The following is a 17,690-nucleotide window of genomic DNA, read 5'->3' as shown; positions in this document are numbered from 1 at the left end:
TGCCGTGGGGTGCCTTGCGCTCGCGCTGCTGTGCGGCTGCGGGGCTGAGCCGCGGCGCGTGGTCTCGCTCTCGCCCTCCACCACGCGCGTGGCCGAGGCGCTGGGGCTGGCCGACCGGCTCGAGTCACTCGACCCCAACACGCCCAAGGCGATCGAGCGCGCCTTCACGAGCGGCGCGAACCTGGCGATCGCAGGCCCCGACTTCCGCGACCTGGGCGCCGCCTTCGCCGCGCGCGGCATCCAGGTGCGCCGCTTCACGCCCGAGAGCACCGAAGACGTGCTGTCGGCCTACACCGAGATCGCGAGCGTGCTAGGCAAGCCCAAGGCCGCCGCCGCGCTCATCCAGCGCGTGAACGACGAGATCGCGTCGGGCCGGAGCGCGCAGCCGACGCGCGTGGCCCTGGTGGTGTCGCGCGCGCCTCTGTCGGTCGTGGGCGGGGACGCGTTCCTGTCGAAGCTCCTGGGCTGGGCGGGCGTGGAGAACGCCTTCGGCGATCGGAAGGGCGTGGTCGTGACTCTGACCCCGGCAGCGCTCCAGGCCGGCAACGCCGCGCGAGTGATCGACGTGGCCCGGCCCGTGCTGGGCGACGCCTGGGTCGACCCGGTGGGCACGGCGCGCGCGCTGCAGAACGTGGTCAGCGCGGACTAGGCGGCGCGGCGCGCGACGAAGCCCCAGTTCTGGCACAGCGGCCCGAACACGCGGCCGAGCGCCGCGTCGGTCGCGTCGTACCAGTGGGCGAAGCGGCGCGAGGTGGCCAGTGACTCGCCCAGGTTGTGCAGCGTGTTGCGCGGCAGGAAGCCGTAGCGCTCCACGTGCGAGAGCTCGAGCCCCGCCTCGCGCACCAGCCGCAGCACGTCGGCGCGGTCGAAGCGGTAGGGGTGGTGGTGCTTGCCCCGGCGCAAGGACGCCGCGGCTTCGATCCAGCTGGTCCGGTTCGGGAAGTGCACGCACACGAACACCCCGCCCGGGCGCAGCACGCGCTGGATCTCCCGCAAGCTTCCCGACTCACTTCCGCCGGTCTGGCGCACGTGCTCGAGCACGCCGATCGAGGCCACCGCGTCGAACGAGGCGTCGGCGTAGGGGAGCTTCACCGGCTCGGCGGGGCTGCCGGCGGTGAACTCGTAGGCGGGGTCGTCGAGCCACGACCCGAAATCGAACGGGTGGAACGAGTAGCCCGCGGCTCTGTAGCCGGCGCGCGCCAGGAAGTACGAGAAGTGACCGCCCGCCGCGCCCCAGTCGAGCACGCGCGCGCCCGGCGGCACGAAGCGCCGGAACAACCGATACACGCGCAGATACTGGTGCGCGCCCGCCCGGCTCTGGAACTTCGCGAGCGGGCGCGCGCGGCCAGAGCGGTTCAGGTCGACCAGGGCGTCGAGGATCTGCTCGTCGTCGGCCGGAGTCACTCGGCGGCGGGTCGCCAGTTGCCGTGGAAGCCGAACGGCACGCGCGTGGGCAGCTGGATCGTGGCCAGCGGGTCCTTCTCGACGTTCTCGGCGTCGAGCACGAGCAGGTCGCTCGAGCGCGTGTCCTCGCGGTACACGATCGCGAGCAGCACGCCCTCGCCTTCGGGCGCATTCGGGCGCGAGGGCACGAACACCGGCTCGCCGGTGTAGCTGCCCTCGCGCAGCTGGTGCACGGAGCGGCTGCCGGTGCGCACGTTGTAGTGGAGGATCGCGTCGAAGCCGAGAATGTCGCGCTCCGCGCGCGTCGACCCCGCGGAGTAGCCGTGTGCATAGGGCAGCCCCGTGTAGCGCTCGTCGAGCCGCGGGAACTCCATGGTCAGGTCGTCGAGCGGCTCGGTGCGCGCCTGGCCGCGCGCCAGGTCGATCGTGAAGCGCGCGAAGTTCGCCGGCCCCTGGTCCGGCACGCCGAACAGCGGCAGCACCGGGAAGCGCGCGACCTCGGCGATCACGCGCGAGCCCTCCGTGTGCGCGTTCATCGGATGGAACACGTAGCACGGGTCGGTCTGGAACCAGCGCAGGTCCTTGGCCTCGCCGTTGCGCGGCATGACTCCGAGCATCGTCCCGCGCTCGGGCTGCCACGACATGACGTTGCCCCCGTTGGCCATCGCCGCCAGGTCGAACACGACCGGAAACACCGGGAAGACCACGTGTTCGGCCGTAGTGATGAAGTCGTGCATCATGCTCGGCCAGGGCACGTCGAGCTCGACGCTCTTCACGAGCTTCCCTTTGCTGTCGACCACGTTGTAGACGAGATACGGCTCGACCGGGCTGTAGCCGAACATCAGCATCTCGCCCGTGCGCGGGTCGAACTTCGGGTGCGCGGTCATGATGCCGCTGGGATGATTGCGGCGAGTCAGCCGTCCCGCGAAGTCCCAGGTGCCGCGCGTCTCGAGCGTCACGGGGTCGAGCTCGGTCGGCAAGCCCGCCTCCCACAGCGCCAGAAGCCGGCCGGCGTGCCACACGATGTTGGTGTTCGCGGTGTTGCCCGAGATGCCCTCGACGCGCGGGTCGTTGTTGCCCGGGTCGGTGATTCCGCCGAACAGCGCCTCGCCCGCGGCGCGCTCCGCCTTCCAGCGCTCGGTGCGCACCCAGCGATTCTTGTACGAGACCCGGCCGTTCTCGAAGAAGAAGCCGTGGATCATGCCGTCGCCCGAGAACCAGTGGTAGCGCCCGCGCGGCGCGAATTGCGGGTTGGCGCCGTTTCGGTACAGCGTGCCTTCGAGACAGCGAGGAATCTCGCCGTAGACCACCAGATCGTTCGCGTCGGCCTCGAAGGACAGCGGCGCGAAGTTGCCCTCGAGATACGGGTCACTCGGGAATGGACGGGACATCAGGACTCCTTCGCAGGGCAGAGAGGAATGTCTCCGAGCTCTCCGAGATGCTCCCCCGCCCATGCGGGAGACTCATCCGGCACGACACCACAGATCTTCGGAGCGATCCCGCAGAAGATGCGGTCGCCCCGTTTCACGCTCACCTCCGCGGGGCTGCACCCGTGAAAATAGTCTATCGGGACGAGCGGGAGCCACACGACGTAGCGCCACTCGACCACGGGGTCGATGCGAAAGCGTCCGTCCTGGCCGCTCTGTGCCGAGTAGAGCGCGTCCCCGGCCCGAAGCTCGATGTCCGCTCCGGAGATCGGCACCCGGTGCTCGTCGACGATCCTCCCGGTCAACCCCGGCTGCACCGCGACGCGGTGCGGGATCGGGAGCGGCAGGCACCCGGTCAGTGCTGGAACGAACGCGAGCAGCGCCCGCCGGGTCACTTACCCAGGTGCTTGGCGAAGAACGCCTTCAGCGTGGTCCAGGCGTCGGACGCCGCCTTCTCGTTGTAGCTCGCGCGGTCGTTGCAGAAGAAGCCATGATCGGCGCCGGGATACACCTCGATCTTGTAGTCCTTCCCGAGCTCCGCAAGACGCGCGTCGATGGCCTTCACCTGGTTCTGCGGGATGTGCGCGTCGAGCGCGCCGAAGAAGAACTGCATGGGCGCGCGGATCGACTCGGCCCGGGGCAGGAGCTGCACGGTGCCGCCGCCGTAGAACGGCGCCGCGGCGGCGATCCGGTCGGGCAGCGCGCACGCGGCCAGGAACGCGATGCGCCCGCCCATGCAGAAGCCGGTGATTCCCGCCTTCGCACCCGACACCTGGGGCCGCGCGGCCAGGAAGTCGAGCGACGCGCGCAGGTCGGCGACCAGCCCCTCTTCCTTCAGGCGCATGGCGTACTCGATCGCCTTGGGGATCTGGTCGTAGGGAATCACGACCCCCTTGGCGTCGCGGTAGAAGAGATCGGGCGCGAGCGCGACGTAGCCCTCGGCGGCAATGCGGCGCGTGACGTCGGCGATGTGGCCGTTCACGCCGAAGATCTCCTGGATCACGAGCACCGCGGGATAGCGGCCGGGCGCGGTGGGCTCCGCGAGGTAGACGGGCAGTGAGCCGTCGGGCGTCTTCACCTGGGCCTGCTCGGTTCGGATCTCCATGGCCAGAGCATACCCCGCGCGCGTGCTAGGCTGCGCGCCGTGCCGGCCCCCGAGTTCGTGTTCGCGCCCGACGGCGACGGCTTCGTGCCCACGGAGCTCGCGCGCGGGCCGTGGTATCCGAACACCCAGCACGGGAGCCCCATGTTGGGCCTTCTGGCGCGCGCCGTGGAGCGCGTGCCCGCGGAGCGCGAGTCACAGATCACCCGGCTCACCGTCGACCTGATGCGCGCGGCGCCGTTGGCGCGCGTGGAGACGCGGGCGCGGGTGGTGCGCAGCGGCGGGTCGGTCGACGTGCTCGAGGCGGAGCTGTGCGCGGGCGGCGAGGTGTTCGCGCGCGCCAGCGCCCTGCGTTTCCGCGTCGCGACCGTGCGGGTGCCCGAGGAGCTCTCGCCCGAGCGCCCGCCCGCCCTGCCCGCGACGGCCATGCGCTTCCCCTGGAGTGACTCGCGCGGCGACGCCGAGAACCCGCTGCAGCGCGTGCTCGAGATGCGGCCCGTGCCCGGCTTCGAGTCACCGACCGCCTGGCTGCGACTGCGCGTGCCGCTGGTCGCGGGCGAGGCCAACTCGCCGCTGGTGCGCGTGGCCTTCGTCTCCGACATGACCTACTCGGTGCCGCTCATGCGCATGGCGAGCCGCGACATGAAGGGGATGGCCGCCCGCCCGTTCGTGGCGATCAACCCCGATACTACGCTGAACCTGCACCGCCCCGCGCTGGGCGAGTGGATCTGCCTCGACGCGCGCGCGACCTACGTCGACAACGGCTCGGGCACCGCACACGCGCGGCTGCTCGACGAACGCGGCCCGATCGGCCACTCCTCGCAGTCACTCCTGGTGCGCGGCCTCGAGGCGCGGCCCGAGAGCTGGAAGAAGTACGGCGAGCGCTAGCGCCCCGTGGTCTTCAGCTTGGTCGTGTCGTAGTACTTGCGGCTCTCGGTGATGTCGAACTCCATGGCGTTCATGCCGTCGAACTGACCCAGGTTCGAGTTGCCGCTCTGCACGTTGACGATCATGACCGAGGTGCCGAGCAGCACCTGCCGGCCCTTGTTCTCGGGGATGCCCGAGCTCTCGCTCCAGCGGCCGACGCCGCCGATCAGCTTGTAGACCTTGCCGGCGCGGTCGTAGGCCACGGCCAGGCCGGGCGACATGGTCTCTTTGTCGTACCAGATCTTCTTGCGGCTGTAGGGGTGGCCTTCCTGCTTGGGGATGTCGTCGAGCTCGAACGACGCCCGCTTCTGCCACGACTCACCCACCATGGGCATGACCCCGTACGGGTCGAAGCGGCAGGCGCGCCACTCCTCGTCGGTGCCGAGCCGCACCATCTGCCTGGCCGAGATCGCGCCCGAGGCCTTCGGGAAGCAGGTGCGCGCGCTGTCGGGGACGGACAAGAGCGTGCTCTCGCCCTTGAACTCCCACGAGTGGTCCCAGACGTAGCCCGAGAAGCAGTAGAAGTCCTCGAGCGTGAACTCGGTGCCGAGCAGCGAGTCACTCTTCTGCGTGGCCGCGATGCGGCGCACGCGGCGCAGCGCCGGGATGTACGCCCAGGTGTCGTCGTCCTTGCCGTCGCGGTAGCGGTAGAGCAGGAACATCGTGCCGCGCAGGTCGAAGGGTGACTTCACGTCGAAATACTCGGCCCACTCCACGTTGGTGCCCTTCTCGAGCTCGGTCGTCTCGGGCAGGAGGTCGGCGCGCGCGCTGAAGTAGGTGCGGCGGTACTCGCCCTGCGAGAGCCGCCACTGCTCGCGCCCCTTGTTGCGCAGGTTCGCGAAGCCCCAGTGCGGCAGGTTGAAGCCCGAGCCGCCCTGCCAGCGGTAGTTCACGTCCCAGGCCAGCTTGAGCGCGAACTGCGGGTCGTCGGGCGTGAGGTCGCACCGGTGATGGGTGGCCTGCTTCGCCCACTCCGAGTACGGGAACGGCTGACCCGCGCTGTAGTTCTTGAGCGTGCCCTTCTCGTCGAGCGTCGCCTGACACGCGAACTGCACGGTCGCTTCGACATACTTCGGGTGCACCGGGTAGTCCTGGGTGGCGACGATCTTCATCGAGAGGTCGGGGAAGTCCTCGATCGCGTAGGTGTAGAACTCGTCGGGCACGAGGCCGCGCACCTTCTCCTTGTTCGCGGCCGTGATCGTGTCGCCGACCTGCACCTCGGCGCGCGCGGTGCCGGCCACGACGCACAGGATGAGCGCTGCCAGATGCGAGAGCTTGCGGGCCAAGGCCTTACCTCCATTCGGTCGTGAGAGAATGCCGCGATGTCGGAGACGCCGCCGTCCGCGCCACGAAACGCCGTGGTCGTCCTGCTCGACAGTCTGAATCGGCATCTGCTGGGCGCGTATGGAGCGCGCGAGTTCGACACGCCGAACCTGGACCGGTTCGCGCGGCGTGCCATCCGGTTCGACGCTCATTTCGCGGGTTCGTTGCCGTGCATCCCCGCGCGCCACGACCTGTTGTGCGGCGCGCTCGACTTCCTGTGGAAGCCGTGGGGCTCGATCGAGCTCTGGGAGGAGCCGATCACCGCCGCGCTGCGGCGCGCGGGAGTCACCACCCTGTTGGTGTCCGACCACCCGCACCTGTTCGAGGTGGGCGGCGAGAACTACCACACCGACTTCACGGCCTGGGACTACCAGCGCGGTCACGAGAGCGATCCGTGGCGCACGCGGCCCGACCCGAGCTGGCTCGGCGCGCCGTCGTTCGGGCGCGGCCACACGGCCTACGACGACTCGCGCGGCTGGTTCCGGGGCGAGAGCGACTTCCCCGGGCCGCGCACGCTCGCGGCCGCCGCCGCCTGGCTCGAGCGCGACGCGCCCCAGCACGAGCGCTTCCTCCTGTTCGTGGACGAGTTCGACCCGCACGAGCCCTTCGACACGCCGGAGCCCTACGCGTCCATGTACGACCCCGACTGGCAGGGGCCGCACCTGATCTGGCCGCCCTATACACCATCCGGTGTCGCGAGCGGCGTGATCAGCGAGCGGCAGGCGCGGCAGCTGCGCGCGAGCTACGGCGGAAAGCTCACCATGATCGACCGCTGGTTCGGGCGGCTGCTCGACGCGCTCGACCGCACGGGCCTGTGGGCCAGCACGGCGGTGTTCGTGTGCACCGACCACGGTCACTATCTCGGCGAGCGCGACGCCTTCGGCAAGCCCGCGCTGCCCGTGTTCGAGCCGCTGGGTCACATTCCCCTGCTGGTGGCCTGGCCGGGCGTGGCGGCGGGGACGTGCACGGCGCTCACCACCAACGTCGACCTGCACGCCACGCTGCTCGAGCTGTTCGGCGCCAGCGCACGCCACCGCACGCACGGGCAGTCGCTCACGCCGCTCCTGCGCGGCGAGCGCGACTCGATCCGCGAGTGGGCGCTCGCCGGCTACTGGGGCCGCGAGGTCCAGGTGATCGACGGGCGCACGAAGTACTCGCGCGCCCCGGCCGGTCCGAACGCGCCCCTGTCGCTGTTCTCGAACCGCTGGTCGACCATGCCCATCCACCGCCTGCCGGACCTGCGCCTGCCGCTGCCCGACGACCGCGCGCGCCTCGACCGCATGCCCGGCTCGAAGGTGCCGGTGATCCGGCAGACCTTCGGGCCCGGTGACTTCCTGCCCTACTGGGCGCTCGGGCCGTTCCGCGGCAGTCACCTGTACGACCTGCGCGAGGACCCGAGCGAGTCACGCAACCTCGTGGGCGGGGCCGAGGAGCGGCGCGCGGAAGAGTTGCTGCGCGCGGCGCTGGCCTCGGTCGAGGCGCCGGAAGACCAGCTCGTGCGGCTGGGGCTCGCGTGAGCGAAGCGCGCGCCTGGCTGCTCGGCGCTCGCAACGCGGCGCTATGCACGATCGCGGCCGAGCCCGAGGTCGCCGGCTTCCCCTTCGGCTCGCTGGCGCCGTTCGCGCTGCGCGCCGACGGCACGCCGTTCGTGCTGATCTCGGCGATCGCGCAGCACACGCGCAATCTCGAGCGCGACCCGCGCTGCTCGCTGTTCGTGCGCGACCCCGAGGGCGACGCGCGCCCCGATGCGCAGGCCAGCTGGCGAGTCACCGTGCTGGCGCGGGCCCGGCGGCTCGACGTCGAAGGCGACGAGCTCGAAGAGCTCCACGCGCGCTACGCCGCGCGCGTGCCCGGCGCGCCCGGGTACGGCGGCGCGCACGATTTCACGTTCTGGGAGCTCGCGCCGCTGAAGCTGCGCGCGATCGGCGGGTTCGGGGCGATCCGCTGGCTCCCGCCCGACAGCCTCGTGTGTGACCCGCTCGGGCGCGGCTGGCGCGAGGCGGCCGGGCGCGTGATCGAGCACATGAACGGCGACCACGAGAGCGCGCTGTGCGACATCGCCGCGGCGCGCACGGGCGAGCGTCCGGCGGGCGCGCGCATCACGGCGGTGGAGACCGCCGGCTTCCTGATGCGCACGCGCGCGCCGGACGCGCTGTGCTACGTGCCTTTCGGCCGCGACGTCGAGGCCCGCGAGGCGCGCGACGTGTTCGTGAAGCTCGCGCGCGACTCGCGTTCCTCCGCGGCCCGGTGACTCAGAAAAGGGTCTTGACCTTGAGCTTGGCGGGCCTGGTCGCGAACGGGTCGCTGTCCGTCGTCGACGCCCCGATGTTGCACACGCGGTCCGCCGGATCGGTGTCACTCGGGCCGTCCTTCGAGCCGAAGTAGATGTGCCGCGCGTTCGAAGCGCCGTCCGACGCGTTGCGCAGGCCGCAGCCGAGATTGCCGAACAGGTTGCCGCCGCTCGGGTCCGACGACGCGTCGGAGAAGCCGAGGCCGTTCTGGTCGTTCCCGATCGCCGAGTTGTCGCGGATGGTGAAGCCGGGCCCGGTGAGCGCGATGCCGTTCTCGCCGTTCGCGATCGCCGCGTTGCCAGTCACGCTGCCGCCCGAGGTCGCGACCGCGACGTTGAAGCCGCTCGTGCCGTTCGACACCGCCAGGTTGCGGTCGAGCGTGTTTCCGTCGCCCGACACCGAGTAGCCCACCAGCGTGTTGAGCCACGCGGTGTTCCCGCGCACCACGCTGTCGCTGGCCGAGACCGAAAAGCCGATCTCGTTCGCGAGCGAGAAGTTTCCGAACACCGTCGCGTCGCTGCCCGCGATCGAGTAGCCCGTGCCGCCGCCGTTGCCGAGCGCCAGGTTGCCCGCGACGGTGATGCCCGAGCCGTCACTCTGGATCGCCGTGGCTCCTGCGCCAGTCACCGTGAAGCCCTTCTTGACGCCGCCGAACTCGGCCCCGTTGGCGGTGATCGCCACCGCGACGTCGGACAGGCCGCGCGCGTCGATCACGGTGAGCGTGGCGCCGGAGACCGACCTCACGCTCACGGCCTTGTCGATCACGATCATGCCGCCGCCGCCGTTCAGCTCCTCGCCGGGGTCGGTGAAGTCGCCGTCGTTCGTAAGCTCTCCGTAGCGGCCCGGACCCACGATCACCTGATCACCCGCGTTTGCGCGCGCGATGCCTCTGCTGATCGATCGGCAAGGCGCCGTCTTGGCGCCGCAGGTGTCGGAATCGACGCCGTCGTTGGATACGACCACGGTCGCAGCCAGAGCCGTGGTGCCGAAGCCCGCACACAGAACGACGAGTAGAGCGCACCGAGACAGTCGGGTCATGGAATCCTCGCTGGGGTGAGTGGTTGGTGGGTCGAGTCACCCGCCGATGTGCAAGGGCCGCGCCAGCCGCGATCCGACCTGCGTGAATCACCTCACCCGAGAAGGGAACCAGGGCCGCGGCGAAATGCAGAAATCGCCGCGTGACTCGCGCTCAGTCGTTCACTTCTGCGGCTCGTAGGTCTTCTGCACGCCGATCTTCAGCAGCTGACCCGCCGACAGCCTCGTGCCGGGCGCGAGCCCGTTGGCGAGCGCCGTCGGCTGCGCGTCGTAGACGTTGCCCGTGCGCGCCGAGAACGAAGCCAAGCTCTCGCCGGCGCGGGCTCGGGCCAGGTGCAGGCGGTTGACTCGGATCCCGGCGCGCTCCTCGTCGGTGAGTGGCCGGAAGCTCTGCACCATCTGACGCGCGCGCTCGGCGTACTTCTCGGAAGCCGTGGGCACGAAAGCGGCGGACAGGCGATACACGCGGCCGGCGAGCACGACCCACGCCAGCTGGCCCGCAATCACTCCCTGCGTCGACTCGACCGACCCGCGCACCACGTACGCCGCGCAGCAGGGCGTCGCCTCCGCGCCCTGGAAATCGAGCACCGCGCGCCACTCCTGCACGCGCTGGGCGAGGTAGGGCTCGGCCACGGCCCGCGGGTCGCTGCCCGGGCCGGCCGGCTCGAGCGCGAAGCGGGCGTCGCGGCGCGGCGAGCGCGCGACCACCGCGCTGGCCGTGTTCACCACCCGCCAGCCCTCCGGGAAGGTGACCGAGAAGCCCAGGTCGGGATGCACGAAGCGCGAGCCCAGGATCACGCCTTCGCTGGGGTCGGCCCCGAGCAAGAGCCCTTCCAGGCGGGCCAGATAGGCCTCGCGCGCCCGCACCGGATCGCGCGGCCCGGGCGGGGGCAGGGTCGAAGCGAAGGCCGCCGTGGTGGCGATGCGCTCGGGGGTGCCCGGGTGACTGTCGAGAAAGGTCGGAATGCGTGAGACGCCCATCTGCAGCCGGTCGATCCCGCCGAGTGACTCGAGGAAGCTGGACAGCGCGCGCGGATCGTATCCTGCCGCGGAGCAGATGCGCTGCCCGCCCGTGTCGGCCGCGCGCTCCTGATCGCGCGCGTACTTCGCCACGATCGCCTGGCGCGGCAGCGCCAGCGAGAAGGGACTCAGCTGCTGGCTGAACGCCTGCTGACTCGCGGCGTGGCGCTCGGCCGCGTGGGTGATCTCGTGCCCCAGCACGCACGCGAGCTCGTCCTCCGAGTTGGTCAGCGCGAGCAGGCCGCGCGACACGAAGATCTGTCCCCCGGGGAGCGCGAAGGCGTTCGGGCTCCACTGGTCGACGACCTGGAACCGGTACTCGAACGGCTGCGCGGGCGCGAAGCGCACCAGCTTCTCGCCGAGTGACTGCAGGTACTGGCGCAGCCTCGGGTCCTGCACGAACCCGATCATGGCTTCGACCTGCCGGCTCGCCTCGGCGCCGGCCTGGGCGTCGTCCTGGGCCGTCTCGAGCACGGGCGCAGGGACGGCGCAGGCTGCCGTCGCCGCGAGGAGCGCGGTCAGCCAGACGCGGGCGGCTCGGCTCAGGGCTGTGGCGAGCGCCTGGCCAGGTGACGCTCGCGCGCGATCTCGGCCGCCCGCACCAGCGTTTCGCGGCTCGGCCCGCCGCCCTGCGTGGCCGACAGCTCGTCGAGCTCGGCCTCGCTGAAGCCGGCCTCGAGCCGCTCCTCGCGCGCGATCGTGCGCGCGCCGCCGAACGTGAAGCGCCGGTCGACCTCGCGCTGGAACTCGTGCGCGCGCCGCGCGCGCTCGGGATCGCCCTTCGTCCACTCGCGCAGCCAGTCACTGCCGAAGCGCACGTGGGTGAGCTCGTCGGCCAGGACGAAGTCGACGGCCTGCGCGAGCACCTCGTCGCCCGTCTTGTGCCCGTAGTCGATCAGCTGGCGGAACACGTCGCAGGCCAGACCCTCGAGACAGCGGTTCACGCCGGTGACTCGCAGGAGCGGGTCGTCATGACACGACGCCTCGAACAGGAAAGTGTTCTCGGGATACTCGCCGACCGCGCCGCCCGCGCGCTCGAGCAGCTTCTCGTACACCTGCACGTGGCGCGTCTCGTCCCAGCACTGGCGCGCCATGTTCAGCTTGAACTCCCAGGGCGCGTCGGGGAAGTCCCAGAGCGTGCGGCCCGCGGCCTCGAGCGCCTGCAGCTCGCCCACGTAGATGCCGTGCAGGCGCAGCCGCAGCTGGCGCTCGGCGTCGGGCGAGCCGGGCTTGGGCTGCACGGCGTTCATCAGGAAGGCGAAGCCCGGGCCGAGCTCGTCGTACATCTGCTCGAGCGCCGTGCCCTCCACGCGCTGGCGGATCTTCGGCGCGATCGCCTCGAGCACCGCCACCACCTGGTCCACGTCGTCGGGTAGCGATGGCACGAGCTGGTTGCGCGCGCCCGCGCGCTTGAAGCGCGAGTCCCGAGCGAGCTCGTTGGGCGGAAGGAAGCGCTTCATCCTTGGCCTCCCGGTCAGCGCATGAACATGAACGTGATCACGACGAACAGCGGGATCAGGATCCCCACCGAGTATGCCATGTAGCCGAAGAACGACGGCATGCGCACGCCGGCCTCCTCGGCGATCGCCTTCACCATGAAGTTGGGCCCGTTCCCGATGTACGAGTTCGCGCCCATCATGACCGAGCCGCAGGAGATCGCCGCCACGAGCCTCGCGCCCGAGTCACCCTGCGCGAGCAGCTCCGCGAGATAGCGGCCCTCGAGCGAGAGCCCGTGCAGCCCCGCGGCCGCGGCCGAGAACGTGAGGTAGGTGGGCGCGTTGTCGAGGAAGCTCGAGAGCAGGCCCGAAGCCCAGTAGAACTGCCAGGGCTCGCGCAGGCCCACGCTCGCGGCATGCGTGTTCAGGAGCAGCAGCGCCGGCGCCATGGTCACGAAGATGCCTGCGAACAGCACCGCCACCTCGACGATCGGTCCCCAGGTAAAGCCGTTGTCGCGCCGGAGTCTCTCGGGAGTCACGAGATAGGCGGTGACGGCGAGCAGCGCCATGGCGGCCTGGGGCACGCCGTAGGGCAGCTCGGCGCGGCCGGCGTAGAAGATCAAGGCCACCACGCCGGCGAGAAACGCGGCGTTGCGCAGGCCCTCGATGCGCAGCGGCGCGTGGTGCATGACCTCTTCGAGCTGGGAGCCGGGGCGCTCCAGCTCCTCCTGGTCGAGCACGCGCTGGTCCCACACGTTGAACAGCACGAGCAGCGCGCCGTTCACGAGCAGCCACTCCTTCCAGAGCGAGAACGTCCACTCGAACGGCACGCCCTTCAGGAAGCCGAGAAACAGCGGCGGGTCACCCAGCGGAGTGAGCAGCCCGCCGCAGTTGGACACGATGAAGATGAAGAACACCACGATGTGCACCTTGCGCTCGCGCGGCGCGTTGGCGCGCAGGACGGGGCGGATCAAGAGCACCGACGCGCCGGTCGTGCCGATCACGTTCGCGAGCACGGCGCCCAGCCCGAAAATCCCGGTATTCACCAGCGGTGTGCCGCTGAGTGACCCGCGCACCACGATGCCGCCGGTGATCACGAACAGCGCGAGCAGGAGCAGGATGAACGAGAGATACTCCTGCCCCTTCTCGACCAGCTGGTGCAGGCCCGGGTGACCGAAGCTCGCGAGCTCGAGCACCACGGGCAGCGAGAACAGCGCGGCCACCAGCGCCTTGTTGCGGTTCTGCTCCCAGAAGTGCCCGGCGAACAGCGGCAAGAGCGCGATGGCGAGCAAGAGGCCGGCGAACGGCAAGACGGTCCAGACGGGAAGCGCGGCGCCCAGGTCCAAAATTCCACCCCCGAGCGCGTATCATAGCCGCGGGCCGCGCTGCGCCCATTCAAAGGAGACGACCTTGAAGTTCTACGACTCGCTCGGCCCGAACCCGCGTCTGGTGCGCATGTTCCTGCTGGAGAAGAACCTGCAGCTCCCGACGGAGCAGGTGGACATCATGGGCGGTGCGAACCGCCGGCCGCCCTACACCGACAAGAACCCGGCCGGCCAGATGCCCGCGCTCGAGCTCGACAACGGCTTCGTGCTCGGCGAGACGGTCACGATCTGCGAGTACCTCGAGGAGAAGAACCCGAAGCCGGCGCTGATTGGCGCCACGCCGGAAGAGCGCGCGGAGACCCGTATGTGGATCCGGCGCATCGAGTTCGGCATCACCGAGCCGCTCGCCAACGGCTTCCGCTTCGCCGAGGGCCTGGGAATGTTCAAGGACCGCTTGTTCACGATTCCCGAGGCCGCGCAGGGGCTGAAGAACATGTCGCAGTACTACCTGCAGAAGCTCGACGGCCTGCTCGCGGGCAAGGAGTGGGTATGCGGCAAGCGCTTCACGCTGGCCGACATCTGCTTGTACTGCGCGCTCGACTTCGGTGCGGGCGTGGGTCAGGCCCGCAATCCGGCCTTCAAGAACGTGAACGCGCTGTTCGAGCGCATCGGCAAGCGGCCGAGCGCCGAGGCCAGCCTCCACCCGGTGGCGAAGGCAGGAGGCATGCGCGCCTAGCGGATGCTGACTCTGATCGAGGCTGCCGGCGGCGCGCCGTCGCACGCCAGAGTCACCGCGTGATTCAGGTGCACGAGCGCGACCTGGGTCATGTAGCGGTAGCCATCGGGCTCGGGCGCGCGGTAGTAGCCGCCGTCCTTGCCCGGACACATGGACTCGACGGCGAGCGTGCCCTCGACCGATTGCGTCGGCGCCGAGCGGCTGCTGCCTTCCACCCACGACCGCGCGCGCTGGTGGTGCGCGTCGAACGCGCTCACGAGCACGATCTCCCTGGTGCCGTCGGAGGGCCGGAGCTCGTAGGTGTGCACGCCGCGCGCGTCCACGGGCTTCGCAGTCACGCTCCAGCCCGCGGGCACCTCGACCCGCAGGTCCGCCGAGTCGGCGAGATCCTCCCGCCGCCCGAGCCGGCACACGGGCTCGCAGTGACTGCGGCGGCGATCACGGACACGAGCGAAGCATTGCCGGCCATGAGTGACCCTGGGGGGCGGATCGACTCAGGGGCTGAGAAACTTCTCACCTCTGGCCCCGGACCCCGGCGAGGGCGCCGGGGCGGGAGAAGTGGTGACCCCAGCGGGATTCGAACCCGCGTTCTCGGCGTGAAAGGCCGACGTCCTGGGCCAGGCTAGACGATGGGGTCGGCTGGCCGGCGCACGTTAGCGAAATTAGACTGCGCGGGCCGGCATCGAACGGGCCGGCAAGGAAGGGAATTCCCGATGTCGCTGTCTCCCCAGCTCCGCGAGCGCATCCAGTCGATCGTGGCCTCGGACCGGGTGGTCCTGTTCATGAAGGGCAACCCGGACGCGCCCCAGTGCGGCTTCTCCGCACAGGTCGTCTCGATCCTGAACCGGCTGCTGCCCGGCTACGGCAGCTTCGACGTGCTTTCGGATCGCGAGGTGCGCGAGGGCATCAAGGAGTTCTCGAACTGGCCGACCATCCCCCAGCTCTACATCGGGGGCGAGTTCCAGGGCGGCTGCGACATCGTGAAGGAGATGTACGCGAGCGGCGAGCTGCACCAGGCGCTCGGGCTCGAGCTCGCGCAGGTGACACCGCCCCGTGTCACCGTGACCGATGCCGCGGCGCAGCTCCTGCGCGAGGCGCAGGCGCGCCAGCCGGGGGACCTGCACGTGGCGATCGACGCCGGCTTCAAGCACTCGCTCTCGCTCGGGCCGCGCGCGGGTCACGAGGTCGCGGCCGAGAGCAACGGACTCACCCTGCTCTTCGACCACGACTCGGCGCAGCGCGCCGACGGGCTCACGATCGACGCGGTCGACTCGGGCGGCGGCCGCAAGGCGCTGGCGGTCGACAACCCCAACGCCCCCAAGGCCGCCCCAGTGAATCAGCTCTCCGTGCGCGAGCTGAAGGCACTGCTCGACTCCGGCGCGCCGCTGCGGCTCTACGACGTGCGCACGCCCGAAGAGCAGCGCAAGGCGTGCATCGCGGGCGCGACGCTGGTCGACCCGCAGGTCGCGGCCGAGATCGAGAAGCTGCCGCGCGACACGCGCATCGTGTTCCACTGCCACCACGGCGGACGCAGCCAGGCGGCGGCCGAGCACTTCGCGGCGCAGGGCTTCTCGAACGTCCACAACCTGGCCGGCGGGATCGACGCGTGGTCGCGTGAGATCGACCCGTCGGTGCCCCGCTACTGACCCCCGCCTTGGCCCTGCAGATCCACCCGCCGCCTTCCGAGGTGATCGGCCAGATCCGCGCCGCCATCGAGGCGGCGCTGCTTTGTGACTCGCTCGACGTGCGCGGCAGCGGCGGTCACTTCGAGATCCGCGTCAGCTCGGCCGCGTTCGCGGGCAAGAACACGCTGGCCAAGCAGAGGCTCGTGCTGGGCGCGATCGCGCACCTGATGAAGGGCGAGGGCGCGCCGGTGCACGCGATCGACGTGCTCGAGACGCGCGCGCCTTGAGCGAGGGCGAGCTCGATCCGGCACGGTTCCGGATTCGTCGCGAGTCGCCGCGCGGCTTCGGGCAGGTGACCGTCGACGAGGGCCAGGGCTTCCCGCTCCTGCTCGTGCACGGCTGGCCCGAGACCAAGCGCATCTGGTGGCGCAACGTCGCGCCGCTCGCGGCCGCGGGCTTCCGCGTGATCGCGCCCGACCTGCGGGGCTTCGGCGAGAGCGACGTCGCGCCCGACGGCTTCGCCGACACGCCGAGTCACAGCCGCGACCTGGCCGCCCTGCTCGACGCCCTGGGCGTGCGGCGGGTGGTGCTGGTGGGCGGCGACCTGGGCGGCGCGGTGATCCAGGACTTCTCGCTGCGTTTCCCCGAGCGGGTCGAGCGGCTGGTGATCTTCAACTCGCCCCTGCCCTATCTGAAGGACAAGATGGCGGGCTTGCGCTCGCGCCCGGCCGCCGAAGCGGCCGACTACTTCCTGCGCCAGGGCACCGACGCCGACGCGCTGGCGAGCGAGCTCGGCACGCCCGAAGAGCGCCGGCGCTACATCGCGAGCTTCTACGGCTCGCGCTTCTGGGCGCACCCGGGTCACTTCGCGCGCGAGGCCGTCGACTTCATGACCGAGCCCTTCGCCGACGCCGCGAAGCTGCGCTCCGGCTTCGGCGGCTACGAGTCGGTGTTCAAGCCCGAGAAGCGCAGCGAGCCGCCGATGCTGGGTCCCAACCCGACGCACGCGCTGATCCTGTTCGGCACTTCGGACCACGTGATCTACCCGGAGTTCGACCGCATGGCCGCAGCCGTCTTCCCCGACCACGTCGGCCCGTTCCTGGTGCGCGACGCGGGTCACTTCCTGCAGTGGGAGGCCGCCGACGTGCTGAACGGGGCGATCCGCTCCTTCTGCCGGGACCTCGTGAAGAGCTAGAGCCCGAGTGACTTCAGCACCTCGTCCAGGTGCAGCAGTGGGAACAGGTGACCGCCGTCCGGAGCGAACGTCGTCCGGCAGCCGGGAATCGCCGCCGCCAGCCGGCGCGCGAGCGCGATCGGGCTGTTGCGATCGAGCTCGCCGTGCCACATGTGGACAGGGACTCGGATCTCCTCCGGCGCGAAGCCCCAAGGCGAAGCGAAGATCCGCAAGTCGGCGATCGCGCCCTCGGTAGTGGACGAGATGGCCTCTCGGAACTCCGCGATCAGGCGGTCGCGGTGGAGCGGCTGCGCGAGGATCGCGCGATCGGGCGCGGGAAGCGTGCTCGCCATGCGCGTCAGCGCGCGCTCGGGGTTGCGCAGCTGGCTGCGCGTCAGTCCGAGGAGCGCCCGCGCGAGCGGGGGCGCGTGCCGCGCGAGCCAGAGCGAGAGTCGATTCGTCCACAGCATGTCGCGGGTGGCTCCCGGGTGATCGGTGGGTCCGATCCCCGAGAGGATCGCCGCGCCGCTCACCCGCTCGGGAAGAGCCCAGGCACACACCGCGGCATACGGACCGCCGCCAGAGATGCCCGCGATCGAGAAACGATCGATGGCGAGTGAGTCGGCGAGCGCGCGCACGTCGTCCGGCCAGTCGACCAGCGCGCGACCGGGCTTCGGCTGCGATTTGCCGCAACCCGGCCGGTCCGGCGCAATGACACGCACGCCGCGTGTCCGTGCCACGTCGTCGAGGGCGCTGGCGCCGAGGCGTGAGCCCGGCGTGCCGTGGAAGAAGAGGAGCGGGCGCCCGGTGGGCTCGCCGAACTCCGCCCACGCGAGCGTGCGGCCGTCGACGAGCGACAGGGCCG

Annotated in this window: 19 protein-coding genes and 1 tRNA gene; 8 read left to right on the top strand and 12 right to left on the bottom strand. The window is 70.7% G+C overall.

Going from position 1 to position 17,690, the window contains the following annotated elements; all coding sequences use genetic code 11:
- Window positions 1–4: 4 nt before the first annotated feature.
- The gene (locus VMR86_12935) at window positions 5–649 is read left to right on the top strand and encodes an ABC transporter substrate-binding protein (GenBank protein ID HTO07949.1); all 645 of its coding nucleotides are present in this window, start codon (window positions 5–7) and stop codon (window positions 647–649) included.
- Here the strand turns inward: VMR86_12935 and VMR86_12930 are convergent.
- From VMR86_12930 to VMR86_12915, 4 genes are read right to left on the bottom strand one after another with little or no spacing between them, the layout of a single operon-like run.
- Window positions 646–1,404, bottom strand: coding sequence for a class I SAM-dependent methyltransferase (locus VMR86_12930; GenBank protein ID HTO07948.1), 759 nt, complete (start codon window positions 1,402–1,404; stop codon window positions 646–648). The two genes, VMR86_12935 and VMR86_12930, sit on opposite strands and share 4 nt — an antisense overlap.
- Complete coding sequence (locus tag VMR86_12925) at window positions 1,401–2,795, bottom strand: carotenoid oxygenase family protein (protein ID HTO07947.1); 1,395 nt, start codon at window positions 2,793–2,795, stop codon at window positions 1,401–1,403. The genes VMR86_12930 and VMR86_12925 overlap by 4 nt, the downstream gene beginning before the upstream one ends.
- Window positions 2,795–3,226: a carboxypeptidase-like regulatory domain-containing protein gene (locus VMR86_12920; protein HTO07946.1), complete on the bottom strand. Its 432-nt coding sequence runs from the start codon at window positions 3,224–3,226 to the stop codon at window positions 2,795–2,797. Before VMR86_12920 ends, VMR86_12925 begins: the two co-directional genes overlap by 1 nt.
- Entirely contained in the window at window positions 3,223–3,936 is a 714-nt protein-coding gene (locus VMR86_12915; protein HTO07945.1) for a dienelactone hydrolase family protein, read from the bottom strand. Before VMR86_12915 ends, VMR86_12920 begins: the two co-directional genes overlap by 4 nt.
- Before the next feature lie 39 nt (window positions 3,937–3,975).
- On the opposite strand from VMR86_12915, the gene VMR86_12910 reads away from it, so the two are divergent.
- Window positions 3,976–4,821: a thioesterase family protein gene (locus tag VMR86_12910; GenBank protein HTO07944.1), complete on the top strand. Its 846-nt coding sequence runs from the start codon at window positions 3,976–3,978 to the stop codon at window positions 4,819–4,821.
- Here the strand turns inward: VMR86_12910 and VMR86_12905 are convergent.
- Entirely contained in the window at window positions 4,818–6,146 is a 1,329-nt protein-coding gene (locus tag VMR86_12905; GenBank protein ID HTO07943.1) for a DUF1329 domain-containing protein, read from the bottom strand. The genes VMR86_12910 and VMR86_12905 overlap by 4 nt on opposite strands.
- A gap of 36 nt (window positions 6,147–6,182) precedes the next feature.
- Here VMR86_12905 and VMR86_12900 point away from each other — a divergent pair, with 36 nt between their 5' ends.
- Complete coding sequence (locus VMR86_12900; GenBank protein HTO07942.1) at window positions 6,183–7,700, top strand: sulfatase-like hydrolase/transferase; 1,518 nt, start codon at window positions 6,183–6,185, stop codon at window positions 7,698–7,700.
- Window positions 7,697–8,434: a DUF2470 domain-containing protein gene (locus VMR86_12895; GenBank protein HTO07941.1), complete on the top strand. Its 738-nt coding sequence runs from the start codon at window positions 7,697–7,699 to the stop codon at window positions 8,432–8,434. The genes VMR86_12900 and VMR86_12895 overlap by 4 nt, the downstream gene beginning before the upstream one ends.
- A gap of 1 nt (window position 8,435) precedes the next feature.
- Here VMR86_12895 and VMR86_12890 read toward each other — a convergent pair whose 3' ends face one another.
- From VMR86_12890 to VMR86_12875, 4 genes are all read right to left on the bottom strand, one after another.
- Entirely contained in the window at window positions 8,436–9,332 is an 897-nt protein-coding gene (locus VMR86_12890; GenBank protein ID HTO07940.1) for a NosD domain-containing protein, read from the bottom strand.
- Between the two features lie 339 nt (window positions 9,333–9,671).
- Window positions 9,672–11,003, bottom strand: a complete 1,332-nt coding sequence (locus tag VMR86_12885) for a M48 family metalloprotease (protein ID HTO07939.1) — start codon at window positions 11,001–11,003, stop codon at window positions 9,672–9,674.
- A gap of 68 nt (window positions 11,004–11,071) precedes the next feature.
- Complete coding sequence (locus tag VMR86_12880) at window positions 11,072–11,989, bottom strand: DUF455 family protein (protein HTO07938.1); 918 nt, start codon at window positions 11,987–11,989, stop codon at window positions 11,072–11,074.
- Between the two features lie 14 nt (window positions 11,990–12,003).
- A complete protein-coding gene (locus VMR86_12875; GenBank protein HTO07937.1) occupies window positions 12,004–13,311 on the bottom strand; it encodes a sodium:proton antiporter in 1,308 nt (435 codons plus the stop codon).
- A gap of 64 nt (window positions 13,312–13,375) precedes the next feature.
- Here VMR86_12875 and VMR86_12870 point away from each other — a divergent pair, with 64 nt between their 5' ends.
- The gene (locus VMR86_12870) at window positions 13,376–14,026 is read left to right on the top strand and encodes a glutathione S-transferase family protein (GenBank protein ID HTO07936.1); all 651 of its coding nucleotides are present in this window, start codon (window positions 13,376–13,378) and stop codon (window positions 14,024–14,026) included.
- Here the strand turns inward: VMR86_12870 and VMR86_12865 are convergent.
- Complete coding sequence (locus VMR86_12865) at window positions 14,023–14,439, bottom strand: hypothetical protein (GenBank protein HTO07935.1); 417 nt, start codon at window positions 14,437–14,439, stop codon at window positions 14,023–14,025. The two genes, VMR86_12870 and VMR86_12865, sit on opposite strands and share 4 nt — an antisense overlap.
- A 146-nt stretch (window positions 14,440–14,585) precedes the next feature.
- Window positions 14,586–14,663 (bottom strand) — tRNA-Glu (locus tag VMR86_12860).
- A gap of 76 nt (window positions 14,664–14,739) precedes the next feature.
- On the opposite strand from VMR86_12860, the gene grxD reads away from it, so the two are divergent.
- Genes grxD through VMR86_12845 form a run of 3 tightly spaced genes read left to right on the top strand, consistent with a single transcriptional unit; the run spans window position 14,740 to window position 16,846 of the window.
- Complete coding sequence (gene grxD, locus VMR86_12855; GenBank protein ID HTO07934.1) at window positions 14,740–15,672, top strand: Grx4 family monothiol glutaredoxin; 933 nt, start codon at window positions 14,740–14,742, stop codon at window positions 15,670–15,672.
- Between the two features lie 8 nt (window positions 15,673–15,680).
- Window positions 15,681–15,938, top strand: coding sequence for a BolA/IbaG family iron-sulfur metabolism protein (locus tag VMR86_12850; protein ID HTO07933.1), 258 nt, complete (start codon window positions 15,681–15,683; stop codon window positions 15,936–15,938).
- Complete coding sequence (locus VMR86_12845; GenBank protein HTO07932.1) at window positions 15,935–16,846, top strand: alpha/beta hydrolase; 912 nt, start codon at window positions 15,935–15,937, stop codon at window positions 16,844–16,846. Before VMR86_12850 ends, VMR86_12845 begins: the two co-directional genes overlap by 4 nt.
- Here the strand turns inward: VMR86_12845 and VMR86_12840 are convergent.
- On the bottom strand, window positions 16,843–17,685 hold the full coding sequence (locus VMR86_12840) for an alpha/beta hydrolase (protein HTO07931.1): 843 nt from the start codon (window positions 17,683–17,685) through the stop codon (window positions 16,843–16,845). The genes VMR86_12845 and VMR86_12840 overlap by 4 nt on opposite strands.
- Window positions 17,686–17,690: the final 5 nt, after the last annotated feature.

It is taken from the genome of Myxococcota bacterium (assembly GCA_035498015.1).
Taxonomy (GTDB): Bacteria; Myxococcota_A; UBA9160; order SZUA-336; family SZUA-336; genus VGRW01.
This window is presented reverse-complemented; position numbering and strand designations above follow the sequence as displayed.